The following is a 19749-nucleotide window of genomic DNA, read 5'->3' as shown; positions in this document are numbered from 1 at the left end:
CGGCGGCCGCCGAGGTGCGCCACGGGGTGATCGGCCAGGATGGGCGCGTGCGCACGGTCGAGGAACACCAGGCGGTGGTCGACGCCCTGCTGCCCGCCATGCCCGAGGAGACGATCCCGCTCGCCGAGGCGCACGGGCGGGTGCTCGCGCGCGACGTCGTCGCCCAGGTCCCGCTACCCGGCTTCGACAACTCCGCCATGGACGGCTACGCCGGGCGCTGGGCCGAACTGGCCGGTCCCGACGGCGGCCCCGTCCGGCTGCCGGTGGCCGAGGACATCCCCGCCGGCCGCAGCGACGTCGTGCCGCTGGCACCCGGCACCGTCCACCGCATCATGACCGGCGCCCCGCTGCCGCCCGGTGCCGACGTCGTCGTCCCCGTGGAGCTGACCGACGGCGGCACGGAGGTCGTCGAGATCCGGGACCGCCCCGACGCCGGCACCCACCTGCGCGCTGCCGGCGAGGACATCGCGGTCGGGGCGGTCGCCCTCACCGCCGGGGCGCCCCTGGGCGCGGCGCAGCTGGGGCTGGCGGCGGCCGTCGGCGTGACCGAGCTGACCGTGCGCCGCCGTCCGCGGGTGCTGATCCTGTCCACCGGCAGCGAGCTGGTCGAGCCCGGCCGCCCCCTGGCCCGGGGCCAGATCTACGAGTCCAACTCGGTACTCCTGGCCGCGGCCGTCGAGGAGGCCGGGGGCATCCCCCGCCGGCTGCACTTCGTGCCCGACGACGTCGACCAGTTCCTGAGCACCGTCCGCCGGGAGCTGGCCACCGCTGACCTCCTGGTGACCAGCGGCGGGGTGAGCGCGGGCGCATACGAGGTGGTCAAGGACGCCTTCCGGACGCTCGGCACCGTCGAGTTCGGCAAGGTCGCGATGCAGCCCGGCGGGCCGCAGGGCGCGGGCACGGTGGACGGCGTCCCCGTGGTGACGCTGCCCGGCAACCCGGTCAGCGCCTTCGTGTCCTTCGAGGTGTTCGTCCGTCCGGCGCTGCGCCGCGCGCTCGGGTACTCCTCCCCTGCCCGGCTGAGGGCGCCCGCCCGGCTCACCGGCCCCCTGCGGTCCCCCGCCGGCCGCCGCCAGTTCCTCCGCGGGCGGTACGACGGCGGCGACGTCTCCCAGGTCGGCGGTCCCGGCTCGCACCTCGTGGCGCACCTCGCCCGGGCGAACTGCCTGGTCGTCGTGCCCGAGGACGTCACCGAGCTGCCGGCAGGAGCACACGTCGACGTCGTGCTGATCGAAGGAGCCCTCCAGTGACCCATGCCCGCCTCACGCACGTGGACGAGACCGGCGCGGCGCGCATGGTCGACGTCAGCGCCAAGGAGGTCACCGCCCGCGAGGCCACCGCTGCGGGCCGGGTCCTGGTCAGCGCCGAGGTCGTCGACCTGCTGCGCGGGAAGGGCGTGCCCAAGGGCGACGCCGTCGCCGTCGCCCGGATCGCCGGCATCGCCGGCGCCAAGCGGACGCCGGACCTGGTTCCGCTGTGCCACCCGATCGCCCTCCACGGCGTGACCGTCGACATCGAGGTCGTCGACGAGGCGGTCGAGATCACCGCGACCGCCCGCACCGCCGACCGCACCGGGGTGGAGATGGAGGCGTTGACCGCCGTCACCGTGGCCGGGCTGACGATGATCGACATGGTGAAGGCGGTCGACCCGCGGGCAGCCATCACCGACGTGCGCCTGCTCCGGAAGTCCGGCGGCAAGAGCGGGGTCTGGACGCGATGAGCGACCTCCCGGCGGGGGCGCGCGCCGTCGTCGTCACCGCCTCCAACCGGGCGTCGGCCGGCGTCTACGAGGACCGCAGCGGTCAGGTCCTCGCCGCCGGTCTGCGCGAGCTCGGCTTCGCGGTCGAGGGCCCCCACGTGCGCCCCGACGACGTGGACGAGCTCGCCGCCGTGCTGCGGAACGCAGTCGACCTGGGCGCCGACCTCGTCGTCACCACCGGGGGCACCGGCCTCTCCCCCACCGACGTCACCCCCGAGGCGACCCGCGCCGTGCTCGAGCGCGAGGCGCCGGGGATCGCCGACGCCGTCCGCCGGTACGGCGCCGACAGCGGTGTCCCGACGGCGGTGCTCTCCCGCGGGCTGGCCGGGACGGCCGGACGGACGCTGATCGTCAACCTGCCCGGCTCGACCGGCGGCGTGAAGGACGGGCTGGCGGTCCTGGGACCGCTGCTCCCCCACGTGGTCAGCCAGCTCCGCGGCGGCGACCACCCGCAGGGCTGACCGTGCGCATCCCGGTGTTCCTGAGCGCCTGGGAGATCGACTGCTGCCTACCGGTCCCGTCCGTCGGGGACGCCGTGGAGTGGAGGCTCGCCTGGTACGACGACCCGGAGCACCCAGCGGCGTTCGAGATCCGCTGGGCGGCCGAGGCCACCCTGCGTCTCGGCGGTTACGAGAGCGATCACATCGGGGTCGAGTCGGGCCTGGTGATCACGCGTGGGCCGGTGGCGGCGTGGCGGCGGGAGCCCGGCGCAGTCCCGTTCCGGGGCGCACTGCTGGCCCTGGCGCACGGCTTCGTGCCCGCGGCGGTCCCCCCGACCCGAGGGCGGGCCGGAGAGGTGTCCCTGGTGATCGGGACCCAGCGGAAGACGCGCGATGGCCACTGGGAGGACGTGCCGGACGGGTGGTCCACCTGGCCGGTCACGGACGGCGGTTCGTGGACCGACTGGGAGGACTACGCCGCGCTCGCGGGCCCGCTCCCGCACAACCACCACCGGCAGCCGTCCGGGGTCGTCGTGCACGTCGACGTGGCGCCGTGACCTAGTCGGGCAGCACGATCCGCTCGGGATGCGTGTAGACGTTGCAGCCGTCGCCGCGCAGGAAGCCGACCAGCGTGATGCCGACTTCGCGGGCCAGCTCCACCGCCAGGGACGACGGGGCCGACACCGCGGCGAGCACCGGGATGCCGGCCATCGCCGCCTTCTGGGTGAGCTCGAAGCTCGCCCGCCCGCTCACCATGAGCACGTGGCCGGCCAGCGGGAGCCGGCCCGCGCGCACGCCGTCGCCGATCACCTTGTCCACGGCGTTGTGCCGCCCCACGTCCTCGCGCAGGGCGCGCAGCTCGCCGCCGGCGGTGAACAGCCCGGCGGCGTGCAGGCCCCCGGTCTTGTCGAACACCTGCTGCTCGGCGCGCAGCCGGTCGGGCAACGCCAGCAGCACCTCCAGCGGCAGCCGGGCCGGGTCGCCGGCGACGTCGAAGGAGGTCTTGGTCCGGATGGCGTCGATGCTCGCCTTGCCGCAGACGCCGCAGGAGCTGGAGGTGTAGAAGTTCCGCTCCAGCCCCGTGTCGGGGATGGGCACGCCGGGCGCCAGGTCGACGTCGACCACGTTGTAGGTGTTCCGCCCGTCGGCGTCGACGGAGTCGCAGTACCGCAGCCCGGCGACGTCGTCCGCGCCGGAGATGACCCCTTCGGTGGCGAGGAAACCGTGCACGAGGTCGAAGTCGTCACCGGGGGTCCGCATCGTCACCGCGAGCGCGGTGCCGCCCAGCCGGATCTCCAGCGGCTCCTCGGCCGCCACGGTGTCGGGCCGGGTGGTGTGCTGCGCGCCGCGGATGCGCAGCACCGGGGTGCGGCTGGTGACTCGTCCCACGGGGGCGACGGTACCCAGCCTCGGAGCTCTACGGTGCTGCGCATGGAGGAGCTGCCGCCCTACACGGCCGTCGTGCTGGCCGGCGGTCGCGCCGCCCGGCTGGGCGGGCAGGCCAAACCGCAGCTGGACGTCGGCGGGCGGACCATGCTCGCCGCCGTCCTCGAGGCGGTGGCGGACGCGGCCGGCCGGGTCGTGGTCGGGCCACCGCAGCCGACGGCGCCGGACGTCGTCGTCGTGCGCGAGGATCCGCCCGGCGGTGGTCCGGTGGCCGCCCTCCGGGCCGGCCTCCGCGACGTCGGCACCGACGTCGTCGCCGTCCTCGCGGGCGACCTCCCCTTCCTCACCGCGGCGCTGGTCGCGCAGCTGCGGAGCCGACTGCGCGGCGACGGCGTCCTCGTCGTCGACGACGCCGGCCGGGACCAGCTGCTGCTGGGCGTCTGGCGGACGGCCGCGCTGCGGGCCGCGGTGGGCGCGCCGGACGGCCCGACCGCCCTCCACCGCGCCCTGAGCGGCCTGGACGTCGACCGGCACCGCCCGACCGTCCCGCCGGGCGCGCCCGCCCCGTGGGTGGACTGCGACACACCGGAGGAGCTGGCCGCGGCCAGGGAGGTAGCCGCCCACCGGCACGGGTAGGGGCCGGGCATGCGCATCGTCATCGCCGGCGCCCACGGTCGGATCGCCCGCCGCCTCGGCCGCCTGCTGTCCGCCCGCGGGGACTCCGTCACCGGCCTCGTCCGCAACCCCGACCACCAGGCCGACCTGGAGGCCGACGGCGTCACGCCCGCGGTGCTCGACCTGGAATCGGCCGGCGTCGACGAGGTGGCCGAGGTGCTCTCGGGCGCCGACGCCGTCGTGTTCGCCGCGGGCGCCGGGCCGGGCAGCGGTGCGGCGCGCAAGGACACCGTGGACCGCGGGGCCGCCGTGCTCCTGGCCGACGCCGCCGAGCGCGCGGGGGTGCGCCGCTACCTGCTCGTCTCGTCGATGGGGGTCGACCTGGTCGCCGACGGCGCGCAGCCCGAGGGGGTGGACGAGGTCTTCGCCGCATATCTGCGCGCCAAGCTGGCCGCGGAACAGGACCTCCTCGCGCGTGAGGGCCTGGCGGTCACCGTCGTCCGTCCGGGTGGGCTGACCGACGAGCCGGGAACCGGCCGGGTGACCCTCGCGCGGCACGCGGACCGCGGCAGCATCCCGCGCGACGACGTGGCCGCGGTGCTGCTGACCCTCCTCGACGCCCGGCGCGACGGCGCCGTCGTCGAGCTCGTCTCCGGAACGACCCCGGTCGAGGAGGCCGTGAGCGCCCTTCCGTGAGCAGCCGGGTCACTCGCCTCGTCGCGCGCGGGTGATCCGGGTGCGGGCGGCCAGCTCCGCGTCCGCCGGGTAGTCGACGGCGACGAGGGCCAGCCCGTGTGCCGGTGCCACCGGAACCTCGCTGGCCCGCTCGGTGCGGCTGAGCAGGCTCGCCGGCCAGTCCAGCGGGCGCCGGCCCTCGCCGACGGCGATCAGCCCGCCGACGAGACTGCGCACCATCGAGTGGCAGAACGCGTCGGCGGAGGCCTCGATCCGGATGACCTCGGAGTCGTCCTCGCGCCGCCTGGCCACCGCCAGGTGCAGCAGGGTGCGCACCGTCGTCGCGCCCTCCCGGCGCTTGCAGTAGGCGGCGAAGTCGTTCTCCCCGAGCAGCAGCCCGGCGGCCAGGTCCATCGCACCGGCGTCGAGCGTGCGCGGCCAGGCGACGGTGTCCGACCGGCGCAGCGGGGGCGGCCCGGCCGGGTCGTCGGTCAGCCGGTACACGTAGTGCCGGGCCAGGGCGCCGAATCGGGCGTCGAAGTCGGGATGCGCCTCGACGACCGACCGGACGGCGACATCGGGCGGGAGCACGCCCCGCAGCCGGCGCACCAGCTTGGGGCCCTGCTCCTCCCACAGCTCCCCGGGGACGTCGCAGTGCACCACCTGACCGGTCGCGTGCACCCCGGCGTCGGTGCGTCCGGCGACGGTCAGCTCGACCGGGCGCCGGAGGACGGTCGCGAGCGCCTGCTCGAGCTCCTGCTGCACGGTCCGGAGCGCGGGCTGCCGGGCCCAGCCGTGGAAGGCCGTGCCGTCGTACTGGACGGCGAGACGAAGACGGACGAGCCCGCCACCGGGGTCGGTGGCGGGCTCGTCCGGGTGCTGAGTGCTCAGCGAGAGATCACTTCGGGTCGGGAGCCGACTCGCCGCCCGGGGCGTTCAGGCTGGCGGTGGCGGCGTCGCCCATCTCGGCGGCGTTGACCTCCGCGGCGGCGGCATCGGCCACCTCCTGCGAGAGAGCCGGGTCCTCGACGACCGCGGTGTTGTGCGCGGTCGGCTGAGGGGTCACGGCACCGTCGTCCTGGCGCTCACCGTCGGGGGTGAAGACGTCGGTGACGATCTCCTGCGCCTCGTCGGTGACACTGCCGTCGGTCACCGCCGGCGAGGTGTCGCCACCGGGGCCGGTCGTGGTGTCCTCGGGCTCGGTCACTTGACGTCCGTGCCCTCGGCCTCGTCGGCAGCGGCCTCGTCAGCAGAGTCCTCGGCCGGTGCCTCGGTGGCCTCGGCGACCTCCGCGGTCTCCTCCGCCGGAGTCTCCTCGACGGCGTCGGCAGTCACCTCGCCGGAGGCGGCGGACGCACCGGCGCCGGAGGCGAACTTCGTGCCACGGGCGCGCTCGGCCTCACCGACGGCCTGCTGGGCCACGGTCAGGGCCTCGACCAGCTCGATGACCGCCATGGGGGCGTTGTCGCCCTTGCGCGGTCCGACCTTGGTGATGCGGGTGTAGCCACCGGGGCGGTTCTCGAAGCGAGGACCGATCTCGGCGAAGAGGGTGTGGACGACGTCCTTGTCACGGATGGTCGTCATGACCTGACGACGGGCGTGCAGGTCACCGCGCTTGGCGAAGGTGACCAGCTTCTCGGCCAGCGGACGCAGCCGCTTCGCCTTCGCCTCGGTCGTGGTGATGCGGCCGTGCTCGAACAGCGACGTGGCCAGGTTGGCCAGCATCAGCCGCTCGTGCGCGGGGCCGCCGCCGAGACGGGGACCCTTGGTGGGGGTGGGCATGTCGGTCCTTCCTCAGGCTGCCGGGCGCTCGCTGCCGGCTGCATCCGTGGTGCTGCTGTCGTCCGTACTGCGGTGGTGCTCGCGTTCAGTGTGGCTGCCCGCGGGGCGGTGCCGGACGGCGGGTGACCCGCCGTCCGGCACACGACCTCAGAGCTGCTCGGTCTCCTGGTAGGAGCCCTCGTCGTACTGGGCCTGGTCGTAGCCCGCGGCGTACTCGCCGGTGCCCTGGTAGGCGTCGGTCTCGTAGCCCTCGTCGTAGCTCTCCACCGAGGTGGGGATGAACCCGGGCGGGCTGTCCTTGAGCGCGAGGCCCATGGCGGCCAGCTTCATCTTGACCTCGTCGATCGACTTGGCCCCGAAGTTCCGGATGTCGAGCAGATCGGCCTCGGAGCGGGTGACGAGCTCACCGACGGTGTGCACGCCCTCGCGCTTGAGGCAGTTGTAGGACCGGACGGTGAGGTCCATGTCCTCGATCGGCATCGAGAAGTTCGCGATGTCGGCGGCCTCGGCCGGGCTGGGCCCGACCTCGATGCCCTCGGCGTCGACGTTCAGCTCGCGCAGCAGGCCGAACAGCTCGACCAGCGTGGAACCGGCGGACGCGATGGCGTCACGCGGGGCGATCGACGGCTTGGTCTCGACGTCGACCACGAGGCGGTCGAAGTCGGTCCGCTGCTCGACGCGGGTCGCCTCGACGGCGTAGGTGACCTTGAGGACCGGCGAGTAGATCGAGTCGACCGGGATGCGGCCGATCTCCTGGCCGGGCTGCTTGTTCTGCGGCGCCGGGACGTAACCGCGGCCCCGCTCGACGACCAGCTCGATCTCGAGGCGGCCCTTGCCGTTCAGGGTGGCGATGTGCAGGTCGGGGTTGTGCACCTCGACGCCGGCCGGCGGAGCGATGTCCGCGGCGGTCACCTCACCGGGGCCCTGCTTGCGCAGGTACATGGTCACCGGCTCGTCGGAGTCGGAGCTCACCACGAGACCCTTGAGGTTCAGGATGATCTCGGTGACGTCCTCCTTGACGCCCGGCACGGTGGTGAACTCGTGCAGGGTGCCCTCGATGCGGATGCTGGTGACAGCCGCACCGGGGATGGACGACAGCAGCGTGCGCCGCAGGGAGTTGCCGAGGGTGTAACCGAAACCCGGCTCGAGCGGCTCGATGACGAACCGCGAGCGCTGCTCCGAGATGATCTCCTCGGTCAGCGTGGGGCGCTGTGCGATGAGCATTGCTTCTCCTTCATGTCCTCCGGCACCCGCCATATGACGCCGTGAGGGGGTGGTGCTGGCTCCGGCGGGCATCTGTCCGCCCGCCGGAGCCTGGCCCCGTCCCGAGGCTCGTCCCGGGCTTGCGAGGGACGAGGAGGACGGGGTCCTTCGACTACTTGGAGTAGAGCTCCACGATCAGCTGCTCCTGGACCGGGGTGTCGATCACCTGGCGGGCCGGGATGCTGTGCACGAGCACGCGCAGCTGGCTGCTGATGACCTCGAGCCACGCGGGCACGGGGCGCTCGCCGGCGCGGGCCTGAGCCACCTCGAACGGCATCATCGTGCGCGACTTCTCGGCCACCTCGATGATGTCGTTCTCGCTCACGCGGTACGACGGGATGTCGACCTTGTGACCGTTGACCCGGATGTGGCCGTGGCGCACCAGCTGGCGAGCCATGTCGCGGGACTCGGCGAAGCCGGCCCGGTAGACCACGTTGTCGAGCCGCGACTCGAGGATCTGCAGGAGGACCTCACCGGTCTTGCCGGTCTTGCGGTTGGCCTCTTCGTAGTAGCCGCGGAACTGCTTCTCCAGCACGCCGTAGATGCGGCGGGCCTTCTGCTTCTCACGAAGCTGGAGCAGGTACTCGCTGTCCTTGGTGCGGCCACGGCCGTGCTCGCCCGGCGGGTACGGCCGGATCTCGATCGGGCACTTCGGGGACTCGCACTTGCTGCCCTTGAGGAACAGCTTCATCTTCTCGCGCCGGCAGAGGCGGCAATCGGCTCCGGTGTAACGGGCCACGTCAAATACTCCTGTTTCGTCTCGTCAGTGACCGGTCAGACCCGGCGGCGCTTCTTGGGGCGGCAGCCGTTGTGCGGCTGGGGCGTCACGTCCTGGATCTGGCCGACCTCGAGGCCGGTCGCCTGCAGGGAGCGGATGGCCGTCTCACGACCGGAGCCCGGGCCCTTGACGAAGACGTCGACCTTGCGCATGCCGTGCTCCTGCGCCTTGCGCGCGGCGTTCTCGGCAGCCATCTGCGCCGCGAACGGCGTGGACTTGCGCGAGCCCTTGAAGCCGACGTGGCCGGCGGAGGCCCAGCTGATCACGTTGCCGTTGGGGTCGGTGATCGAGACGATCGTGTTGTTGAACGTGCTCTTGATGTGCGCGGCGCCGTGGGCGACGTTCTTCTTCTCCTTGCGGCGGACCTTCTTGGCGCCGGCCGCAGTGCGAGCCCTGGGAGGCATGTCTCTCCGGTCTGAGTCTGTGTTCGTGGCCTGGGTGGTGCGGGTGCCTCCGCGGCGCGCTGCGCGCGGAGGCGGTTCGGCTTCGGCGCACCGCCGGTCCGGCCCTCTCGGACCTGCGGCGGCGCGCCGTCATGCCTGGGTCAGCGGGCCTTCTTCTTGCCCGCGATGGTCTTGCGCGGGCCCTTGCTCGAGCGCGCGTTGGTCTTGGTGCGCTGACCGTGCACCGGGAGACCGCGGCGGTGCCGCAGACCCTGGTAGCAGCCGATCTCGACCTTGCGACGGATGTCGGCCGCCACCTCGCGGCGCAGGTCACCCTCGACGCGGAAGTGCTCGTCGATGTAGTCGCGGAGCTTCAGCAGGTCCTCGTCGCCGAGGTCCTTGGCGCGCAGGTCCGGGCTCACGCCCGTCGCCGCCAGGGCCTCCTTGGCGTGGTGCTTGCCGATGCCATAGATGTAGGTGAGCGCGATCTCCATCCGCTTCTCGCGGGGCAGGTCGACGCCAGCCAGTCGTGCCATGTTCAGGTACTCCCTCAGCCCTGGCGCTGCTTGTGCCGGGCGTTGTCGCAGATGACCATGACCCGGCCGTGCCGGCGGATCACCTTGCACTTGTCGCAGATCTTCTTCACCGACGGCTGGACCTTCACCGGTGCCGCCCCTCATTCCTCGAAATCGATGTGCCGGGCCCGCACCAGGCGTGCGGACGGCCGACGGTCACTTGTAGCGGTAGACGATGCGACCGCGGGTCAGGTCGTAGGGCGAGAGCTCCACGACCACGCGGTCTTCGGGCAGGATGCGGATGTAGTGCTGCCGCATCTTGCCGCTGATGTGGGCGAGCACCCGGTGCCCGTTCTGCAGCTCGACCCGGAACATCGCGTTGGGCAGCGGCTCGACGACGCGACCCTCGACCTCGATGGCCCCGTCCTTCTTCGCCATGCCTTGTGCGCGCTCCCTGACTCGGTGGTACTGGATCCTCCTGCGCCCACGCCGGTACCCGGCAGGACGCGCTCGGAAATTGCAGAACAGGTGGTGCTGACGCTCTCGCAGAGGGCGTCCCGGGTCATGCGGCCACAGCACGACGACAGGACGGCGCTAGCGCCATCGAAGATCGTACCCCGGCGCACCACGCGTCACCAACCCGCCCCCGCAGTGACGATGGTGACGTGCAGGACCGGCCCCCGTTCAGGGCTCCACCACGAACGGAGCGAGTGGTGGGGGAACGGGGGTCTTCTCCTCCTAGGTGCGCGGGGTGACGCCGAAGGGCGCGAGCCCGGCCACGCCGCCGTCCTCCGCGGTGAGGACCCAGGGTCCCTCTGGAGTGATCGCCACGGTGTGCTCGAAGTGCGCCGCCCGGGAGCCGTCCTTGGTCACGACGGTCCAGCCGTCCTCCAGCTCCGCCGTCGACGGGTCGCCGATGGTGACCATGGGCTCGATCGCCAGCGCCAGCCCGGGGACCAGCTTCGGCCCCCGGCCCGCCCGTCCGTAGTTCAGCACGTGCGGGTCCTGGTGCATCTCGGTACCGATGCCGTGACCGCCGTAGTGGTCGACGATCCCGTACTGGTGCGAGTGGGACCGGATCGACTCCTCGACGGCGTGGCTGATGTCGGTCAGCCGCCCGCCGGCGACCGCACGGGCCAGGCCGGCCCACATCGACCGTTCCGTCACGTCGAGAAGGGCGGCGTCCTCCGCGGAGGGCTCCCCCACGGTGACGGTCACGGCCGAGTCGCTGTGCCACCCGTCGAGGATCGCTCCGCAGTCGATGGAGATGTTGTCCCCTGCCGCGAGACGCCGCTCCGGGTCGGGGATGCCGTGGACGATCTCGTCGTTGATCGACGTGCAGATCGTGCCGGTGAACCCGTGGTAGCCGAGGAAGTTCGGGACACCACCGTGCGAGCGGATGTAGTCCTCGGCCACGGCGTCCAGCTCGCCGGTGCTGACACCCGGGGCCACGGCGGCCTTGACCGCCTCGAGCGCCCCGGCGGTGATCAGCCCTGAGGCCCGCATGAGCTCGATCTCGTGCGCCGTCTTGATCTGGATCATGCGTCCACTCCACTTCGCCAGCAGCGGGATGCGACCCAGGATGCCCGTCGTCATCTGCCGTGCTGCTCCTTCGTCCGGTCCCGGAGGGACCGGCTCAGACGGCGGCCGGCTGCCCGGCCTCGCCGCCACCTTCCACACCGAGCGCCGCCAGCACCCGGGAGGTGACCTCGTCGATCTCGCCGATGGCGTCCACGCGCGCCAGCAGACCCTCGCCCTCGTAGAAGCCCGCCACCGGCGCGGTCTGCTCGCGGTACACCGACAGCCGGTGGCGCACGGTCTCCGGCTTGTCGTCGTCCCGCTGCACCTCCTTGCCGTCGACGATCATGCGGCGACCGGAGAGGCGGCGGACGAGCTCGTCCTCCTCCACGACCAGCTCGACGACACGGTCCAGCTTGTGCCCCAGCTCGCCCAGCGAGTCACGCAGCTGCTCGGCCTGCGGGATGCTCCGCGGGAAACCGTCGAGGAGGAACCCGCCCTCGGCGTCGGCCTCGGCCAGCCGGTCCTTGACCATCGCAACCGTGATCTCGTCGGGGACGAGGTTGCCGGCGTCGAGGAAGGTCTTGACCTTCTTGCCGAGCTCCGTCTGCCCGCTCACGTTGGCGCGGAAGATGTCGCCGGTGGAGATCGCCGGGACGCCGAGCGTGCCGGCGATGATCTGAGCCTGGGTGCCCTTGCCCGCTCCAGGAGGGCCCAGGAGGACGATGCGCACTACTTCAGGAACCCTTCGTAGTTGCGCTGGTTCAGTTGCGTCTCGATCTGCTTCACCGTCTCCAACCCCACTCCGACCATGATCAGGACCGCGGTACCGCCGAACGGGAAGTTCTGGTTCTGCCCCGGCTGCGTCAGCGACAGGAAGAGGTTCGGCAGGACGGCGACCAGGCCCAGGTAGATCGACCCCGGCAGCGTGATCCGGGACAGGACGTACTGCAGGTACTCCGCGGTGGGCCGCCCCGGGCGGATACCCGGGATGAAGCCGCCGTAGCGCTTCATGTCATCGGCCCGCTCCTCCGGGTTGAACGTGATCGACACGTAGAAGTACGTGAAGAAGACGATCAGGCCGAAGTAGAGCGCCACGTGAACCGGGCTGCTCTGGGAGATGATGTAGTTCTCGACGAAGCGACGGACCGTGCCGGTCTCGTTCCCCTGGAGCTGGGTGATCAGCTGGGGGAGGTACAGCAGCGACGAGGCGAAGATGACCGGGATGACGCCCGCCTGGTTCACCTTGAGCGGCAGGTAGGTCGAGGTGCCGCCGTACATCCGGCGTCCCACCATGCGCTTGGCGTACTGCACCGGGATCCGGCGCTGCGCCTGCTCGACGTAGACGACGGTGCCGATGATCAGCACCGCGATCACGCAGACGACCGCGAAGACGACGCCCCCGCGGGCCTGCAGGATCGCGCCGCCCTCGGCCGGGATCCGCGCGGCGATCGAGGTGAAGATCAGGACCGACATGCCGTTGCCGATGCCCTTGTCGGTCAGCAGCTCGCCGAGCCACATGATCAGCGCGGTGCCGGCGGTCAGTGCGACGACCAGGATGACGGTGGTCCACACCGAGTCCGAGGGGATGATCGGCTCGCTGCAGTTGGGGAAGAGCTGGCCGCTGCGCGCCAGCGCGATGATGCCGGTGCTCTGCAGGATGGCGAGAGCGATCGTCAGGTAGCGGGTGTACTGGGTCAGCTTCGCCTGACCCGACTGCCCTTCCTTCTTCAGCATCTCGAAGCGCGGGATGACCACGACGAGGAGCTGCACGATGATGCTCGCGGTGATGTACGGCATGATGCCGAGCGCGAAGATCGAGAGCTTCAGCAGCGCGCCACCGGAGAACAGGTTGACCAGGGAGTAGATGTCCCGCTGGTCGGAGTTCTGCGCCTGCTCGAGGCAGCTGTTGATCGCCTTGACCGAGACGCCCGGGCCGGGCACCTGGGCGCCGAGCCGGTAGACGGCGATGATCGCCAGGGAGAACAGCAGCTTGCGCCGGAGATCTGGCGTCCGGAACGCCGCGGCGAACGCCTGCAGCACGTGCCCTCCCCTAGTCGGTCGGTCGAGGTTAGCAATCGGCCCGCCCCGCACTAGTGCAGGGCGGGCCGACATGGCCCCGTCCCGGGTCCCACCCTGAGCCTGTCCAGGGTGGGGAGGACGGGGTCCTTCTACTTTCAGATGCGGGTGGTGCTGCCCCCGGCCGCGCCGATCTTCTCGGCAGCGGACGCGGAGAAGGCGTGCGCCTGCACGTCGACCTTCACGCCACCCAGCTCGCCGGTGCCGAGCACCTTGACGGGCTGGCCGCGACGGACCGCGCCGGCCTCGGCCAGGGTGTCCGGGTTGACGGCACCACCCTGCGGGAAGAGGGCGGCGATGCGGTCCAGGTTGACGACCTGGAACACGACCTTGTTGTTGTTCTTGAAGCCCGAGAGCTTGGGCAGCCGCATGTGCAGCGGGGTCTGCCCACCCTCGAACCGCGCGTGGGTGTTGCCACGCGCGCCGGTGCCCTTGGTACCGCGACCGGCCGTCTTGCCCTTGGAGCCCTCACCGCGACCCACGCGGGTCTTGGCGGTGTGAGCGCCCGGGGCGGGGCGCAGGTGGTGGACCTTCAGAGTCATAGCGAGTCTTTCCTCAGACCTCTTCGACGGTGACCAGGTGCGGCACCGTAGCGACCATCCCGCGGATCTCGGGACGGTCCTCCTGGACGACCGAGTCGTTGATCCGCTTCAGGCCCAGGGAACGCAGCGTCTGGCGCTGGTTGGGCTTGGTGCCGATCGCGGACTTGACCTGGGTGACCTTCAGCTGCGCCATCTCAGACCCCCTGACCCGCACGGGCACGGAGCATGGCGGCCGGGGCGACGTCCTCGAGCGGCAGGCCGCGGCGGGCCGCGATCTCCTCGGGGCGGACGAGGTCCTTCAGCGCCTGCATGGTGGCGTGCACGATGTTGATCGGGTTCGACGAACCGAGGCTCTTGGAGAGCACGTCGTGGATGCCCGCGCACTCCAGCACGGCGCGCACCGGGCCACCGGCGATGACACCGGTACCGGGGCTGGCCGGCTTGAGCAGCACGACACCCGCGGCGGCCTCACCCTGCACCGGGTGCGGGATGGTGCTGGCGATACGGGGCACCTTGTAGAAGTGCTTCTTGGCCTCCTCGACGCCCTTGGCGATCGCCGCGGGCACCTCCTTGGCCTTCCCGTAACCGACGCCCACGGTGCCGTCACCGTCGCCCACGATCACCAGGGCGGTGAAGCTGAAGCGCCGACCACCCTTGACGACCTTGGACACGCGGTTGATGGCCACCACGCGCTCGATGTAGTTGCTCTTCTCGGCGGGAGCGCCTCCGGGGCCCCGCCCGCCGTCACGACGGTCGCGGCGGTCGTTACCGCCGCCGGCGCCGCCGCCGCGTCGCTGTGGTCCTGGCATCAGACGTCCCTCTCGATCTGCTCGCTCGTGCTGGTGAGGTGGGTGGTCATCAGAAGTCCAGCCCACCCTCGCGGGCACCGTCGGCCAGTGCCGCGATGCGCCCGGCGTAACGGTTGCCACCGCGGTCGAAGACGACCGCCGTGATGCCCGCGGACTTGGCGCGCTCGGCGATCAGACCGCCGACCTGGCGGGCCAGGGCGCTCTTGTCGCCCTCGGCACCGCGGAGCCCCATCGTCGAGGCACTGGCCACCGTGCGACCGACCGTGTCGTCGACCAGCTGCACGTGGATGTGCCGCGAGCTGCGCTTGACCACCAGGCGGGGACGCTCCGACGTGCCGGAGACCCGCTTGCGCAGCCGGTTGTGACGACGGAGCCGCGAGACGCGACGCGCCGTGCTGATGTCGGTGCCCACGGGCTTGTGGACCCGACCGGCCTTCTCTGCCTGAGCCATCACTTACCCGTCTTCCCGACCTTGCGCTTGATGACCTCGCCCTGATACCGCACACCCTTGCCCTTGTACGGGTCGGGCTTGCGGATCTTGCGGATCTTGGCTGCGACCTCGCCGACCAGCTGCTTGTCGATACCGCTGACCCGCAGGCGGGTCGGGGACTCGACGGCGAAGGTGATGCCCTCGGGCGCCTTCACCGGAACCGGGTGGCTGAAGCCCAGGGCGAACTCGAGGTCCGAGCCCCGCGCCTGGACGCGGTAGCCGACGCCGACGATCTCGAGGGTCTTGGTGTAGCCCTCGGTGACGCCGGTGATCATGTTGGCGATCAGGGTCCGCGAGAGCCCGTGCAGGGCGCGGTTCTGCCGCTCGTCGTTGGGGCGCTGCACCCGCAGCGTGCCGTCCTCGTCGCGCTCGACGGTGATCGGCGCCGCGACGGTGTGGTTCAGGGTGCCCTTAGGGCCCTTCACGCTCACCGTCTGGCCGTCGATGGCGACGTCCACACCACTGGGCACGGCGATCGGGAGTCGTCCGATCCGTGACATTCTCGTTCGCTCCCTTACCAGACGTAGGCGAGGACTTCCCCACCCACGCCCTTCTTGTTCGCCTGCTTGTCGGTCAGCAGCCCGGTCGACGTCGAGATGATCGCCACGCCGAGACCACCCAGGACCTTGGGCAGCGAGTTGGACTTCGCGTACACCCGCAGACCGGGCTTGGAGACGCGCCGCACGCCGGCGATGCTCCGCTCGCGGTTCGGGCCGTACTTCAGGTCGATCTGCAGCTGCTTGAAGGTGGAGCCGTCCTTCTCGACGTCGCTCACCGTCCAGCCGGCGATGTAGCCCTCCTGCTGGAGGATCTCGGCGATGTGCGTCTTCAGCTTCGAGGACGGCATGACCGCGGAGTCGTGGTACGCCTGGTTGGCGTTGCGCAGACGCGTCAGCATGTCCGCGATCGGGTCGGTCATCGTCATGTCGGGTGTTGCCTCTCTCGCCGCGGTTCCTCATGCGCTGGGTCTCGGAGACTTGGCGCGCGGGCCTCTCGGCGATCAGTGGTGCTCGGGTGTGTCAGCGACCCGGGTGGGTCACCGGCGTGCTGCTACCAGGACGACTTCTTCACGCCGGGGAGCTCCCCGGCGTGAGCCATCTCCCGCAGGCAGATCCGGCACAGGCCGAACTTGCGGAAGACCGAGTGCGGGCGACCGCACCGCTGGCAGCGGGTGTAACCGCGGACCGCGAACTTGGGCTTGCGGGCCGCCTTGTTGATCAGAGCCTTCTTGGCCATCTGTCTCTCCTGCCCCGGCTCAGCGGGTCGTGTTCACGACGGTCAGGCCGGCGAAGGGGAACCCGAGCTGGCGGAGCAGCTCGCGACCCTCCTCGTCGGTCGTGGCGGTGGTGACCAGCGTGATGTCCATACCGCGCGGCCGGTCGATCTTGTCGACGTCGATCTCGCGGAACATCGACTGCTCGGTCAGGCCGAACGTGTAGTTGCCGTGGCCGTCGAACTGCTTGGCGTTCAGGCCACGGAAGTCACGGATGCGGGGCAGCGCCAGGGCCAGCAGGCGGTCCAGGAACTCCCACATGCGGTCGCCGCGGAGGGTGACCTTCGCGCCGATCGGCATGCCCTCGCGCAGCTTGAACTGGGCGATGGACTTGCGGGCCCGGACGACGGCCGGCTTCTGGCCGGTGATAGCGGTGAGGTCGCGGACCGCGCCGTCCATCAGCTTGGCGTCACGGGTGGCCTCGCCGACGCCCATGTTGACCACGATCTTGGTCAGACGCGGGATCTGCATGACGTTGTCGTAGCCGAACTCCTGCTGGAGGGCCGGCACGATGGCCTCGCGGTAGTGGGCGAGCATGCGGGGCAGCTCACGAGTGGGTGCGCTCATGGTCGTCAGAGGTCCTTACCGGTGCGCCGCGAGACCCGGATGCTGCGGCCTTCCTCGTCCTTGCGGTAACCGACCCGGGTCGGCTTGTCCTCGGAGTCGACGACCATCACGTTGCTCACGTGGATGCGAGCCTCCTGCGTGACGATCCCGCCCTGCTGGGCACCGCGCTGGTTGGAGCTGATCCGGGTGTGCTTCTTGACCCGGCCCACGCCCTCGACGAGCACCTTCTGGTCCTTGGGGTAGGCGGCGATGACGCGGCCCTTCGCACCCTTGTCCTTGCCGGACAGCACGAGGACGGTGTCGCCCTTCTTGACCTTCATCGACGGGGTCTTCCCGCTGGCTGCCTGAGCCATGATCACAGCACCTCCGGAGCGAGCGAGATGATCCGCATGAAGCGCTTGTCACGCAGCTCGCGGCCGACGGGGCCGAAGATGCGGGTACCGCGCGGGTCGCCGCTGTCGCGGATGATGACCGCGGCGTTCTCGTCGAAGCGGATGTAGGAACCGTCGGGACGACGGCGCTCCTTCACCGTGCGGACGACGACGGCCTTGACCACGTCGCCCTTCTTCACGCCGGCGCCGGGCAGCGCGTCCTTCACGGTGCCGACGATGACGTCACCGATGCCCGCGTAGCGTCGCCCGGAGCCGCCGAGCACGCGGATGCAGAGGATCTCCTTCGCACCGGTGTTGTCGGCGACTCGCAGCCGCGACTCCTGCTGGATCACGTCCTACTCCCAAAACTTGTGGTGACAGCCGGGCCGGAACGGTGAACCGGCTGTCCGGGACCCGCGTGCGGACGCACCGGCGGCGTGGGCCACCGGTGCGTCCGAAGCGCGAGAACCGGGATGCGGCGCGCCCGAGGGCGTGCCAGTCGTCCAGCGTACTCGTCAGTGCTGGACGGTTGTCCCGCGGCCCCGGAGGGCCGCTCGGGCAGGTGTTACTTGGCCTTCTCGATGACCTGCACGAGCCGCCACCGCTTGGTGGCCGACATCGGACGGGTCTCCATGATCTGCACGCGGTCACCGATGCCGGCGACCCCCTGCTCGTCATGCGCCTTCAGCTTGCTGGTCCGACGGATGACCTTGCCGTACAGGCCGTGCTTCACGCGGTCCTCGACCTCGACGACGATGGTCTTCTCCATCTTGTCGCTGACGACGAGGCCCTCACGGACCTTGCGGTAGCCCCGGCCGGCCAGGCCGGGCCCGGTCGACTGCTGGGTCTCGCTCATGCCACACCCTCGTTCGGGGCGACCGAGAGACCCAGCTCGCGCTCGCGCATGATCGTGTAGATCCGGGCGATGTCGCGGCGGACGGTCTGCAGTCGCCGGTTGTTGTCCAGCTGGCCGGTGGCCACCTGGAACCGCAGGTTGAACAGTTCTTCCTTCGACTCGCGCAGCCGCGCGGTGAGCTCGTCAGCAGAGAGCTCGCGCAGCTCGGGAGCGGTCAGACCGGCGGCCATCACACTTCTCCTTCACGCGTGATGAAGCGGCACTTCATCGGCAGCTTGTGGATCGCGCGGCGCATGGCCTCGCGGGCCACGGGCTCGGCGACACCGGACAGCTCGAACAGCACGCGGCCGGGCTTGACGTTGGCCACCCACCACTCGGGCGAACCCTTACCGGAACCCATGCGGGTCTCGGCGGGCTTCTTCGTGAGCGGACGGTCGGGGTAGATCGAGATCCACACCTTGCCGCCACGGCGGATGTGCCGGGTCATGGCGATACGGGCGGACTCGATCTGCCGGTTGGTCACGTACGCCGGCTCGAGAGCCTGGATGGCGTACTCACCGAAGTTGATCTCGGTGCCGCCCTTGGCCCGGCCGGAACGGCTCGGGTGGTGCTGCTTGCGGTGCTTGACGCGCCGTGGGATCAGCACGTGTCAGCCCTCCGTCGTGTTCTGGGTGGCCGTGGTCTCGGCCGCGGCGGTGGCCTCCGGACCAGCGGCCTCGGCCACGGTCTGCTCGGCGGCGACCTCACCGGAGGTCTGCGCCACGACGGCCTCGGTGGTGTCGACGGCCGGGCCGGTCGTCGACTCCGCTGCGGCGCGGCCGGCCTCGGTGCCACCGGCGGTGGTGCCCGAGGAACCGGAACGACGCTGCGGACGCTGGGCGCGCTCACGACGCTGCTGACGCTGGGCGAGGGCCTCGAGGGCCTCCCGCTCGGCGCGCGAGCCGCTGACGTCGCCCTTGTAGATCCACACCTTGACGCCGATGCGACCGAAGGTCGTACGGGCCTCGTAGATGCCGTAGTCGATGTTCGCGCGGAGCGTGTGCAGGGGCACGCGGCCCTCGCGGTAGAACTCCGAGCGGCTCATCTCCGTGCCGCCGAGGCGACCCGAGCACTGCACCCGGATGCCCTTGACCTGCGGGCTGCGCTGGGCCGACTGCATCGCCTTGCGCATGGCACGACGGAAGCTCACACGGGACGAGAGCTGCTCGGCGACGCCCTGGGCGACCAGCTGCGCATCCGACTCGGGGTTCTTGACCTCGAGGATGTTCAGCTGCACCTGCTTGCCGGTGAGCTTCTCCAGCTCGCCGCGGATGCGGTCGGCCTCGGCTCCACGGCGGCCGATGACGATGCCCGGCCGGGCGGTGTGGATGTCGACGCGGACCCGGTCACGGGTGCGCTCGATCTCCACCTTGGAGATGCCGGCCCGCTCCATGCCCTTGGACATGAGCTTGCGGATCGCGACGTCTTCCTTGACGTAGTCCTTGTACAGCTTGTCCGCGTACCACCGGGACTTGTAGTCGGTGGTGATCCCGAGCCGGAACCCGTGCGGGTTGACCTTCTGACCCACTAGCGGGTCCCTCCCCTCGTGTTGTTCGTCTGCTGGGTCGCCGGGCCGGACATGCCGGTGTCCCGGCGCGCCTTGCGCGAC

Annotated in this window: 32 protein-coding genes and 1 pseudogene; 6 read left to right on the top strand and 27 right to left on the bottom strand. The window is 71.1% G+C overall.

The window, feature by feature from the left end:
• The first annotated feature begins 47 nt into the window (after positions 1-47).
• From glp to DQ237_RS07005, 4 genes are read left to right on the top strand one after another with little or no spacing between them, the layout of a single operon-like run.
• Complete coding sequence (glp, locus tag DQ237_RS07020; RefSeq protein WP_113798607.1) at positions 48-1250, top strand: gephyrin-like molybdotransferase Glp; 1203 nt, start codon at positions 48-50, stop codon at positions 1248-1250.
• Positions 1247-1720, top strand: coding sequence for a cyclic pyranopterin monophosphate synthase MoaC (gene moaC, locus DQ237_RS07015; protein WP_113798435.1), 474 nt, complete (start codon positions 1247-1249; stop codon positions 1718-1720). The genes glp and moaC overlap by 4 nt, the downstream gene beginning before the upstream one ends.
• Positions 1717-2220, top strand: coding sequence for a molybdenum cofactor biosynthesis protein B (locus DQ237_RS07010; RefSeq protein WP_113798433.1), 504 nt, complete (start codon positions 1717-1719; stop codon positions 2218-2220). The genes moaC and DQ237_RS07010 overlap by 4 nt, the downstream gene beginning before the upstream one ends.
• Before the next feature lie 2 nt (positions 2221-2222).
• Positions 2223-2756, top strand: a complete 534-nt coding sequence (locus tag DQ237_RS07005; RefSeq protein ID WP_113798431.1) for a DUF6578 domain-containing protein — start codon at positions 2223-2225, stop codon at positions 2754-2756.
• A 1-nt stretch (position 2757) separates the two neighbouring features.
• Here DQ237_RS07005 and fdhD read toward each other — a convergent pair whose 3' ends face one another.
• The gene (gene fdhD, locus DQ237_RS07000) at positions 2758-3588 is read right to left on the bottom strand and encodes a formate dehydrogenase accessory sulfurtransferase FdhD (RefSeq protein WP_113798429.1); all 831 of its coding nucleotides are present in this window, start codon (positions 3586-3588) and stop codon (positions 2758-2760) included.
• A 42-nt stretch (positions 3589-3630) separates the two neighbouring features.
• On the opposite strand from fdhD, the gene DQ237_RS06995 reads away from it, so the two are divergent.
• Complete coding sequence (locus tag DQ237_RS06995; RefSeq protein ID WP_113798605.1) at positions 3631-4221, top strand: molybdenum cofactor guanylyltransferase; 591 nt, start codon at positions 3631-3633, stop codon at positions 4219-4221.
• Positions 4222-4230: 9 nt separating this feature from the next.
• Complete coding sequence (locus DQ237_RS06990; protein WP_113798427.1) at positions 4231-4896, top strand: SDR family oxidoreductase; 666 nt, start codon at positions 4231-4233, stop codon at positions 4894-4896.
• 9 nt (positions 4897-4905) lie between these two features.
• Here the strand turns inward: DQ237_RS06990 and truA are convergent, their stop codons facing one another.
• The 26 genes and pseudogenes from truA to rpsC all read right to left on the bottom strand — a co-directional run bounded on the left by truA (position 4906) and on the right by rpsC (position 19668).
• Positions 4906-5766, bottom strand: a complete 861-nt coding sequence (gene truA / locus DQ237_RS06985; RefSeq protein WP_113798425.1) for a tRNA pseudouridine(38-40) synthase TruA — start codon at positions 5764-5766, stop codon at positions 4906-4908.
• Positions 5767-5773: 7 nt separating this feature from the next.
• A complete protein-coding gene (locus DQ237_RS06980) occupies positions 5774-6082 on the bottom strand; it encodes a hypothetical protein (RefSeq protein ID WP_240619459.1) in 309 nt (102 codons plus the stop codon).
• A gap of 227 nt (positions 6083-6309) precedes the next feature.
• Positions 6310-6657 (bottom strand): annotated as a pseudogene (gene rplQ, locus DQ237_RS20105) (50S ribosomal protein L17); the annotation flags it as partial.
• Positions 6658-6804: 147 nt separating this feature from the next.
• Positions 6805-7881 (bottom strand): DNA-directed RNA polymerase subunit alpha, encoded by a 1077-nt coding sequence (locus tag DQ237_RS06970; RefSeq protein WP_113798421.1) that lies wholly within the window; start codon positions 7879-7881, stop codon positions 6805-6807.
• 151 nt (positions 7882-8032) lie between these two features.
• Positions 8033-8659 carry a 30S ribosomal protein S4 gene (rpsD, locus tag DQ237_RS06965; protein WP_113798420.1) on the bottom strand — a complete coding sequence of 209 codons (627 nt, stop codon included), beginning with the start codon at positions 8657-8659 and terminating at the stop codon, positions 8033-8035.
• A gap of 35 nt (positions 8660-8694) precedes the next feature.
• Positions 8695-9102 (bottom strand): 30S ribosomal protein S11, encoded by a 408-nt coding sequence (gene rpsK / locus DQ237_RS06960; protein WP_026857037.1) that lies wholly within the window; start codon positions 9100-9102, stop codon positions 8695-8697.
• Positions 9103-9242: 140 nt separating this feature from the next.
• Entirely contained in the window at positions 9243-9617 is a 375-nt protein-coding gene (rpsM, locus tag DQ237_RS06955; protein ID WP_113798418.1) for a 30S ribosomal protein S13, read from the bottom strand.
• 14 nt (positions 9618-9631) lie between these two features.
• Positions 9632-9745 carry a 50S ribosomal protein L36 gene (gene rpmJ, locus DQ237_RS06950; RefSeq protein ID WP_012950458.1) on the bottom strand — a complete coding sequence of 38 codons (114 nt, stop codon included), beginning with the start codon at positions 9743-9745 and terminating at the stop codon, positions 9632-9634.
• Between the two features lie 67 nt (positions 9746-9812).
• On the bottom strand, positions 9813-10034 hold the full coding sequence (infA, locus tag DQ237_RS06945) for a translation initiation factor IF-1 (RefSeq protein WP_012950459.1): 222 nt from the start codon (positions 10032-10034) through the stop codon (positions 9813-9815).
• A gap of 300 nt (positions 10035-10334) precedes the next feature.
• Entirely contained in the window at positions 10335-11192 is an 858-nt protein-coding gene (gene map / locus DQ237_RS06940; protein WP_240619458.1) for a type I methionyl aminopeptidase, read from the bottom strand.
• 40 nt (positions 11193-11232) lie between these two features.
• Positions 11233-11847 carry an adenylate kinase gene (locus tag DQ237_RS06935; RefSeq protein WP_113798416.1) on the bottom strand — a complete coding sequence of 205 codons (615 nt, stop codon included), beginning with the start codon at positions 11845-11847 and terminating at the stop codon, positions 11233-11235.
• Positions 11847-13157 carry a preprotein translocase subunit SecY gene (gene secY, locus DQ237_RS06930; protein ID WP_113798414.1) on the bottom strand — a complete coding sequence of 437 codons (1311 nt, stop codon included), beginning with the start codon at positions 13155-13157 and terminating at the stop codon, positions 11847-11849. The genes DQ237_RS06935 and secY overlap by 1 nt, the downstream gene beginning before the upstream one ends.
• A 134-nt stretch (positions 13158-13291) precedes the next feature.
• The gene (gene rplO / locus DQ237_RS06925; RefSeq protein ID WP_369832201.1) at positions 13292-13729 is read right to left on the bottom strand and encodes a 50S ribosomal protein L15; all 438 of its coding nucleotides are present in this window, start codon (positions 13727-13729) and stop codon (positions 13292-13294) included.
• 19 nt (positions 13730-13748) lie between these two features.
• Positions 13749-13928, bottom strand: a complete 180-nt coding sequence (rpmD, locus tag DQ237_RS06920) for a 50S ribosomal protein L30 (protein WP_113798410.1) — start codon at positions 13926-13928, stop codon at positions 13749-13751.
• A 1-nt stretch (position 13929) separates the two neighbouring features.
• Positions 13930-14544, bottom strand: a complete 615-nt coding sequence (rpsE, locus tag DQ237_RS06915) for a 30S ribosomal protein S5 (RefSeq protein ID WP_026857030.1) — start codon at positions 14542-14544, stop codon at positions 13930-13932.
• A 49-nt stretch (positions 14545-14593) separates the two neighbouring features.
• Entirely contained in the window at positions 14594-14995 is a 402-nt protein-coding gene (rplR, locus tag DQ237_RS06910; protein ID WP_113798408.1) for a 50S ribosomal protein L18, read from the bottom strand.
• Positions 14995-15534 carry a 50S ribosomal protein L6 gene (gene rplF / locus DQ237_RS06905; RefSeq protein ID WP_113798406.1) on the bottom strand — a complete coding sequence of 180 codons (540 nt, stop codon included), beginning with the start codon at positions 15532-15534 and terminating at the stop codon, positions 14995-14997. Before rplF ends, rplR begins: the two co-directional genes overlap by 1 nt.
• A 14-nt stretch (positions 15535-15548) precedes the next feature.
• Positions 15549-15959, bottom strand: a complete 411-nt coding sequence (gene rpsH, locus DQ237_RS06900; RefSeq protein WP_113798404.1) for a 30S ribosomal protein S8 — start codon at positions 15957-15959, stop codon at positions 15549-15551.
• Between the two features lie 125 nt (positions 15960-16084).
• Positions 16085-16270, bottom strand: a complete 186-nt coding sequence (locus DQ237_RS06895; protein WP_091981751.1) for a type Z 30S ribosomal protein S14 — start codon at positions 16268-16270, stop codon at positions 16085-16087.
• 19 nt (positions 16271-16289) lie between these two features.
• On the bottom strand, positions 16290-16844 hold the full coding sequence (gene rplE / locus DQ237_RS06890; protein WP_205730111.1) for a 50S ribosomal protein L5: 555 nt from the start codon (positions 16842-16844) through the stop codon (positions 16290-16292).
• Positions 16845-16879: 35 nt separating this feature from the next.
• Positions 16880-17194 (bottom strand): 50S ribosomal protein L24, encoded by a 315-nt coding sequence (gene rplX, locus DQ237_RS06885; RefSeq protein WP_113798601.1) that lies wholly within the window; start codon positions 17192-17194, stop codon positions 16880-16882.
• 35 nt (positions 17195-17229) lie between these two features.
• Positions 17230-17598: a 50S ribosomal protein L14 gene (rplN, locus tag DQ237_RS06880; RefSeq protein ID WP_091929103.1), complete on the bottom strand. Its 369-nt coding sequence runs from the start codon at positions 17596-17598 to the stop codon at positions 17230-17232.
• Between the two features lie 212 nt (positions 17599-17810).
• Positions 17811-18101, bottom strand: coding sequence for a 30S ribosomal protein S17 (gene rpsQ, locus DQ237_RS06875; RefSeq protein ID WP_113798400.1), 291 nt, complete (start codon positions 18099-18101; stop codon positions 17811-17813).
• Positions 18098-18331: a 50S ribosomal protein L29 gene (gene rpmC, locus DQ237_RS06870; protein WP_113798398.1), complete on the bottom strand. Its 234-nt coding sequence runs from the start codon at positions 18329-18331 to the stop codon at positions 18098-18100. Before rpmC ends, rpsQ begins: the two co-directional genes overlap by 4 nt.
• Positions 18331-18747: a 50S ribosomal protein L16 gene (gene rplP, locus DQ237_RS06865; protein ID WP_014377986.1), complete on the bottom strand. Its 417-nt coding sequence runs from the start codon at positions 18745-18747 to the stop codon at positions 18331-18333. Before rplP ends, rpmC begins: the two co-directional genes overlap by 1 nt.
• A 3-nt stretch (positions 18748-18750) precedes the next feature.
• Positions 18751-19668 (bottom strand): 30S ribosomal protein S3, encoded by a 918-nt coding sequence (rpsC, locus tag DQ237_RS06860; protein ID WP_113798397.1) that lies wholly within the window; start codon positions 19666-19668, stop codon positions 18751-18753.
• Positions 19669-19749: the final 81 nt, after the last annotated feature.

The organism is Blastococcus sp. TF02-8 (assembly GCF_003319175.1).
Classification (GTDB): Bacteria; Actinomycetota; Actinomycetes; order Mycobacteriales; family Geodermatophilaceae; genus Blastococcus.
Note: the sequence above shows the minus strand (reverse complement) of the source record. Positions and strands in the feature narration are given on the sequence as shown.

What these genes read in the sequence shown, in the direction of transcription:
- DQ237_RS07010 (WP_113798433.1), top strand. Translation starts at nt 1,717, where the DNA reads ATGAGCGACCTCCCGGCGGGGGCGCGCGCCGTCGTCGTCACCGCCTCC.
- DQ237_RS06995 (WP_113798605.1), top strand. Translation starts at nt 3,631, where the DNA reads ATGGAGGAGCTGCCGCCCTACACGGCCGTCGTGCTGGCCGGCGGTCGC.
- DQ237_RS06990 (WP_113798427.1), top strand. Translation starts at nt 4,231, where the DNA reads ATGCGCATCGTCATCGCCGGCGCCCACGGTCGGATCGCCCGCCGCCTC.
- DQ237_RS06970 (WP_113798421.1), bottom strand. Translation starts at nt 7,881, where the DNA reads ATGCTCATCGCACAGCGCCCCACGCTGACCGAGGAGATCATCTCGGAG.
- rpsK (WP_026857037.1), bottom strand. Translation starts at nt 9,102, where the DNA reads ATGCCTCCCAGGGCTCGCACTGCGGCCGGCGCCAAGAAGGTCCGCCGC.
- rpsM (WP_113798418.1), bottom strand. Translation starts at nt 9,617, where the DNA reads ATGGCACGACTGGCTGGCGTCGACCTGCCCCGCGAGAAGCGGATGGAG.
- infA (WP_012950459.1), bottom strand. Translation starts at nt 10,034, where the DNA reads ATGGCGAAGAAGGACGGGGCCATCGAGGTCGAGGGTCGCGTCGTCGAG.
- map (WP_240619458.1), bottom strand. Translation starts at nt 11,192, where the DNA reads ATGACGACGGGCATCCTGGGTCGCATCCCGCTGCTGGCGAAGTGGAGT.
- rpmD (WP_113798410.1), bottom strand. Translation starts at nt 13,928, where the DNA reads ATGGCGCAGCTGAAGGTCACCCAGGTCAAGTCCGCGATCGGCACCAAG.
- rpsE (WP_026857030.1), bottom strand. Translation starts at nt 14,544, where the DNA reads ATGCCAGGACCACAGCGACGCGGCGGCGGCGCCGGCGGCGGTAACGAC.
- rplR (WP_113798408.1), bottom strand. Translation starts at nt 14,995, where the DNA reads ATGGCTCAGGCAGAGAAGGCCGGTCGGGTCCACAAGCCCGTGGGCACC.
- rplF (WP_113798406.1), bottom strand. Translation starts at nt 15,534, where the DNA reads ATGTCACGGATCGGACGACTCCCGATCGCCGTGCCCAGTGGTGTGGAC.
- rpsH (WP_113798404.1), bottom strand. Translation starts at nt 15,959, where the DNA reads ATGACGATGACCGACCCGATCGCGGACATGCTGACGCGTCTGCGCAAC.
- DQ237_RS06895 (WP_091981751.1), bottom strand. Translation starts at nt 16,270, where the DNA reads ATGGCCAAGAAGGCTCTGATCAACAAGGCGGCCCGCAAGCCCAAGTTC.
- rplE (WP_205730111.1), bottom strand. Translation starts at nt 16,844, where the DNA reads ATGCTCGCCCACTACCGCGAGGCCATCGTGCCGGCCCTCCAGCAGGAG.
- rplX (WP_113798601.1), bottom strand. Translation starts at nt 17,194, where the DNA reads ATGAAGGTCAAGAAGGGCGACACCGTCCTCGTGCTGTCCGGCAAGGAC.
- rpsQ (WP_113798400.1), bottom strand. Translation starts at nt 18,101, where the DNA reads ATGAGCGAGACCCAGCAGTCGACCGGGCCCGGCCTGGCCGGCCGGGGC.
- rpmC (WP_113798398.1), bottom strand. Translation starts at nt 18,331, where the DNA reads ATGGCCGCCGGTCTGACCGCTCCCGAGCTGCGCGAGCTCTCTGCTGAC.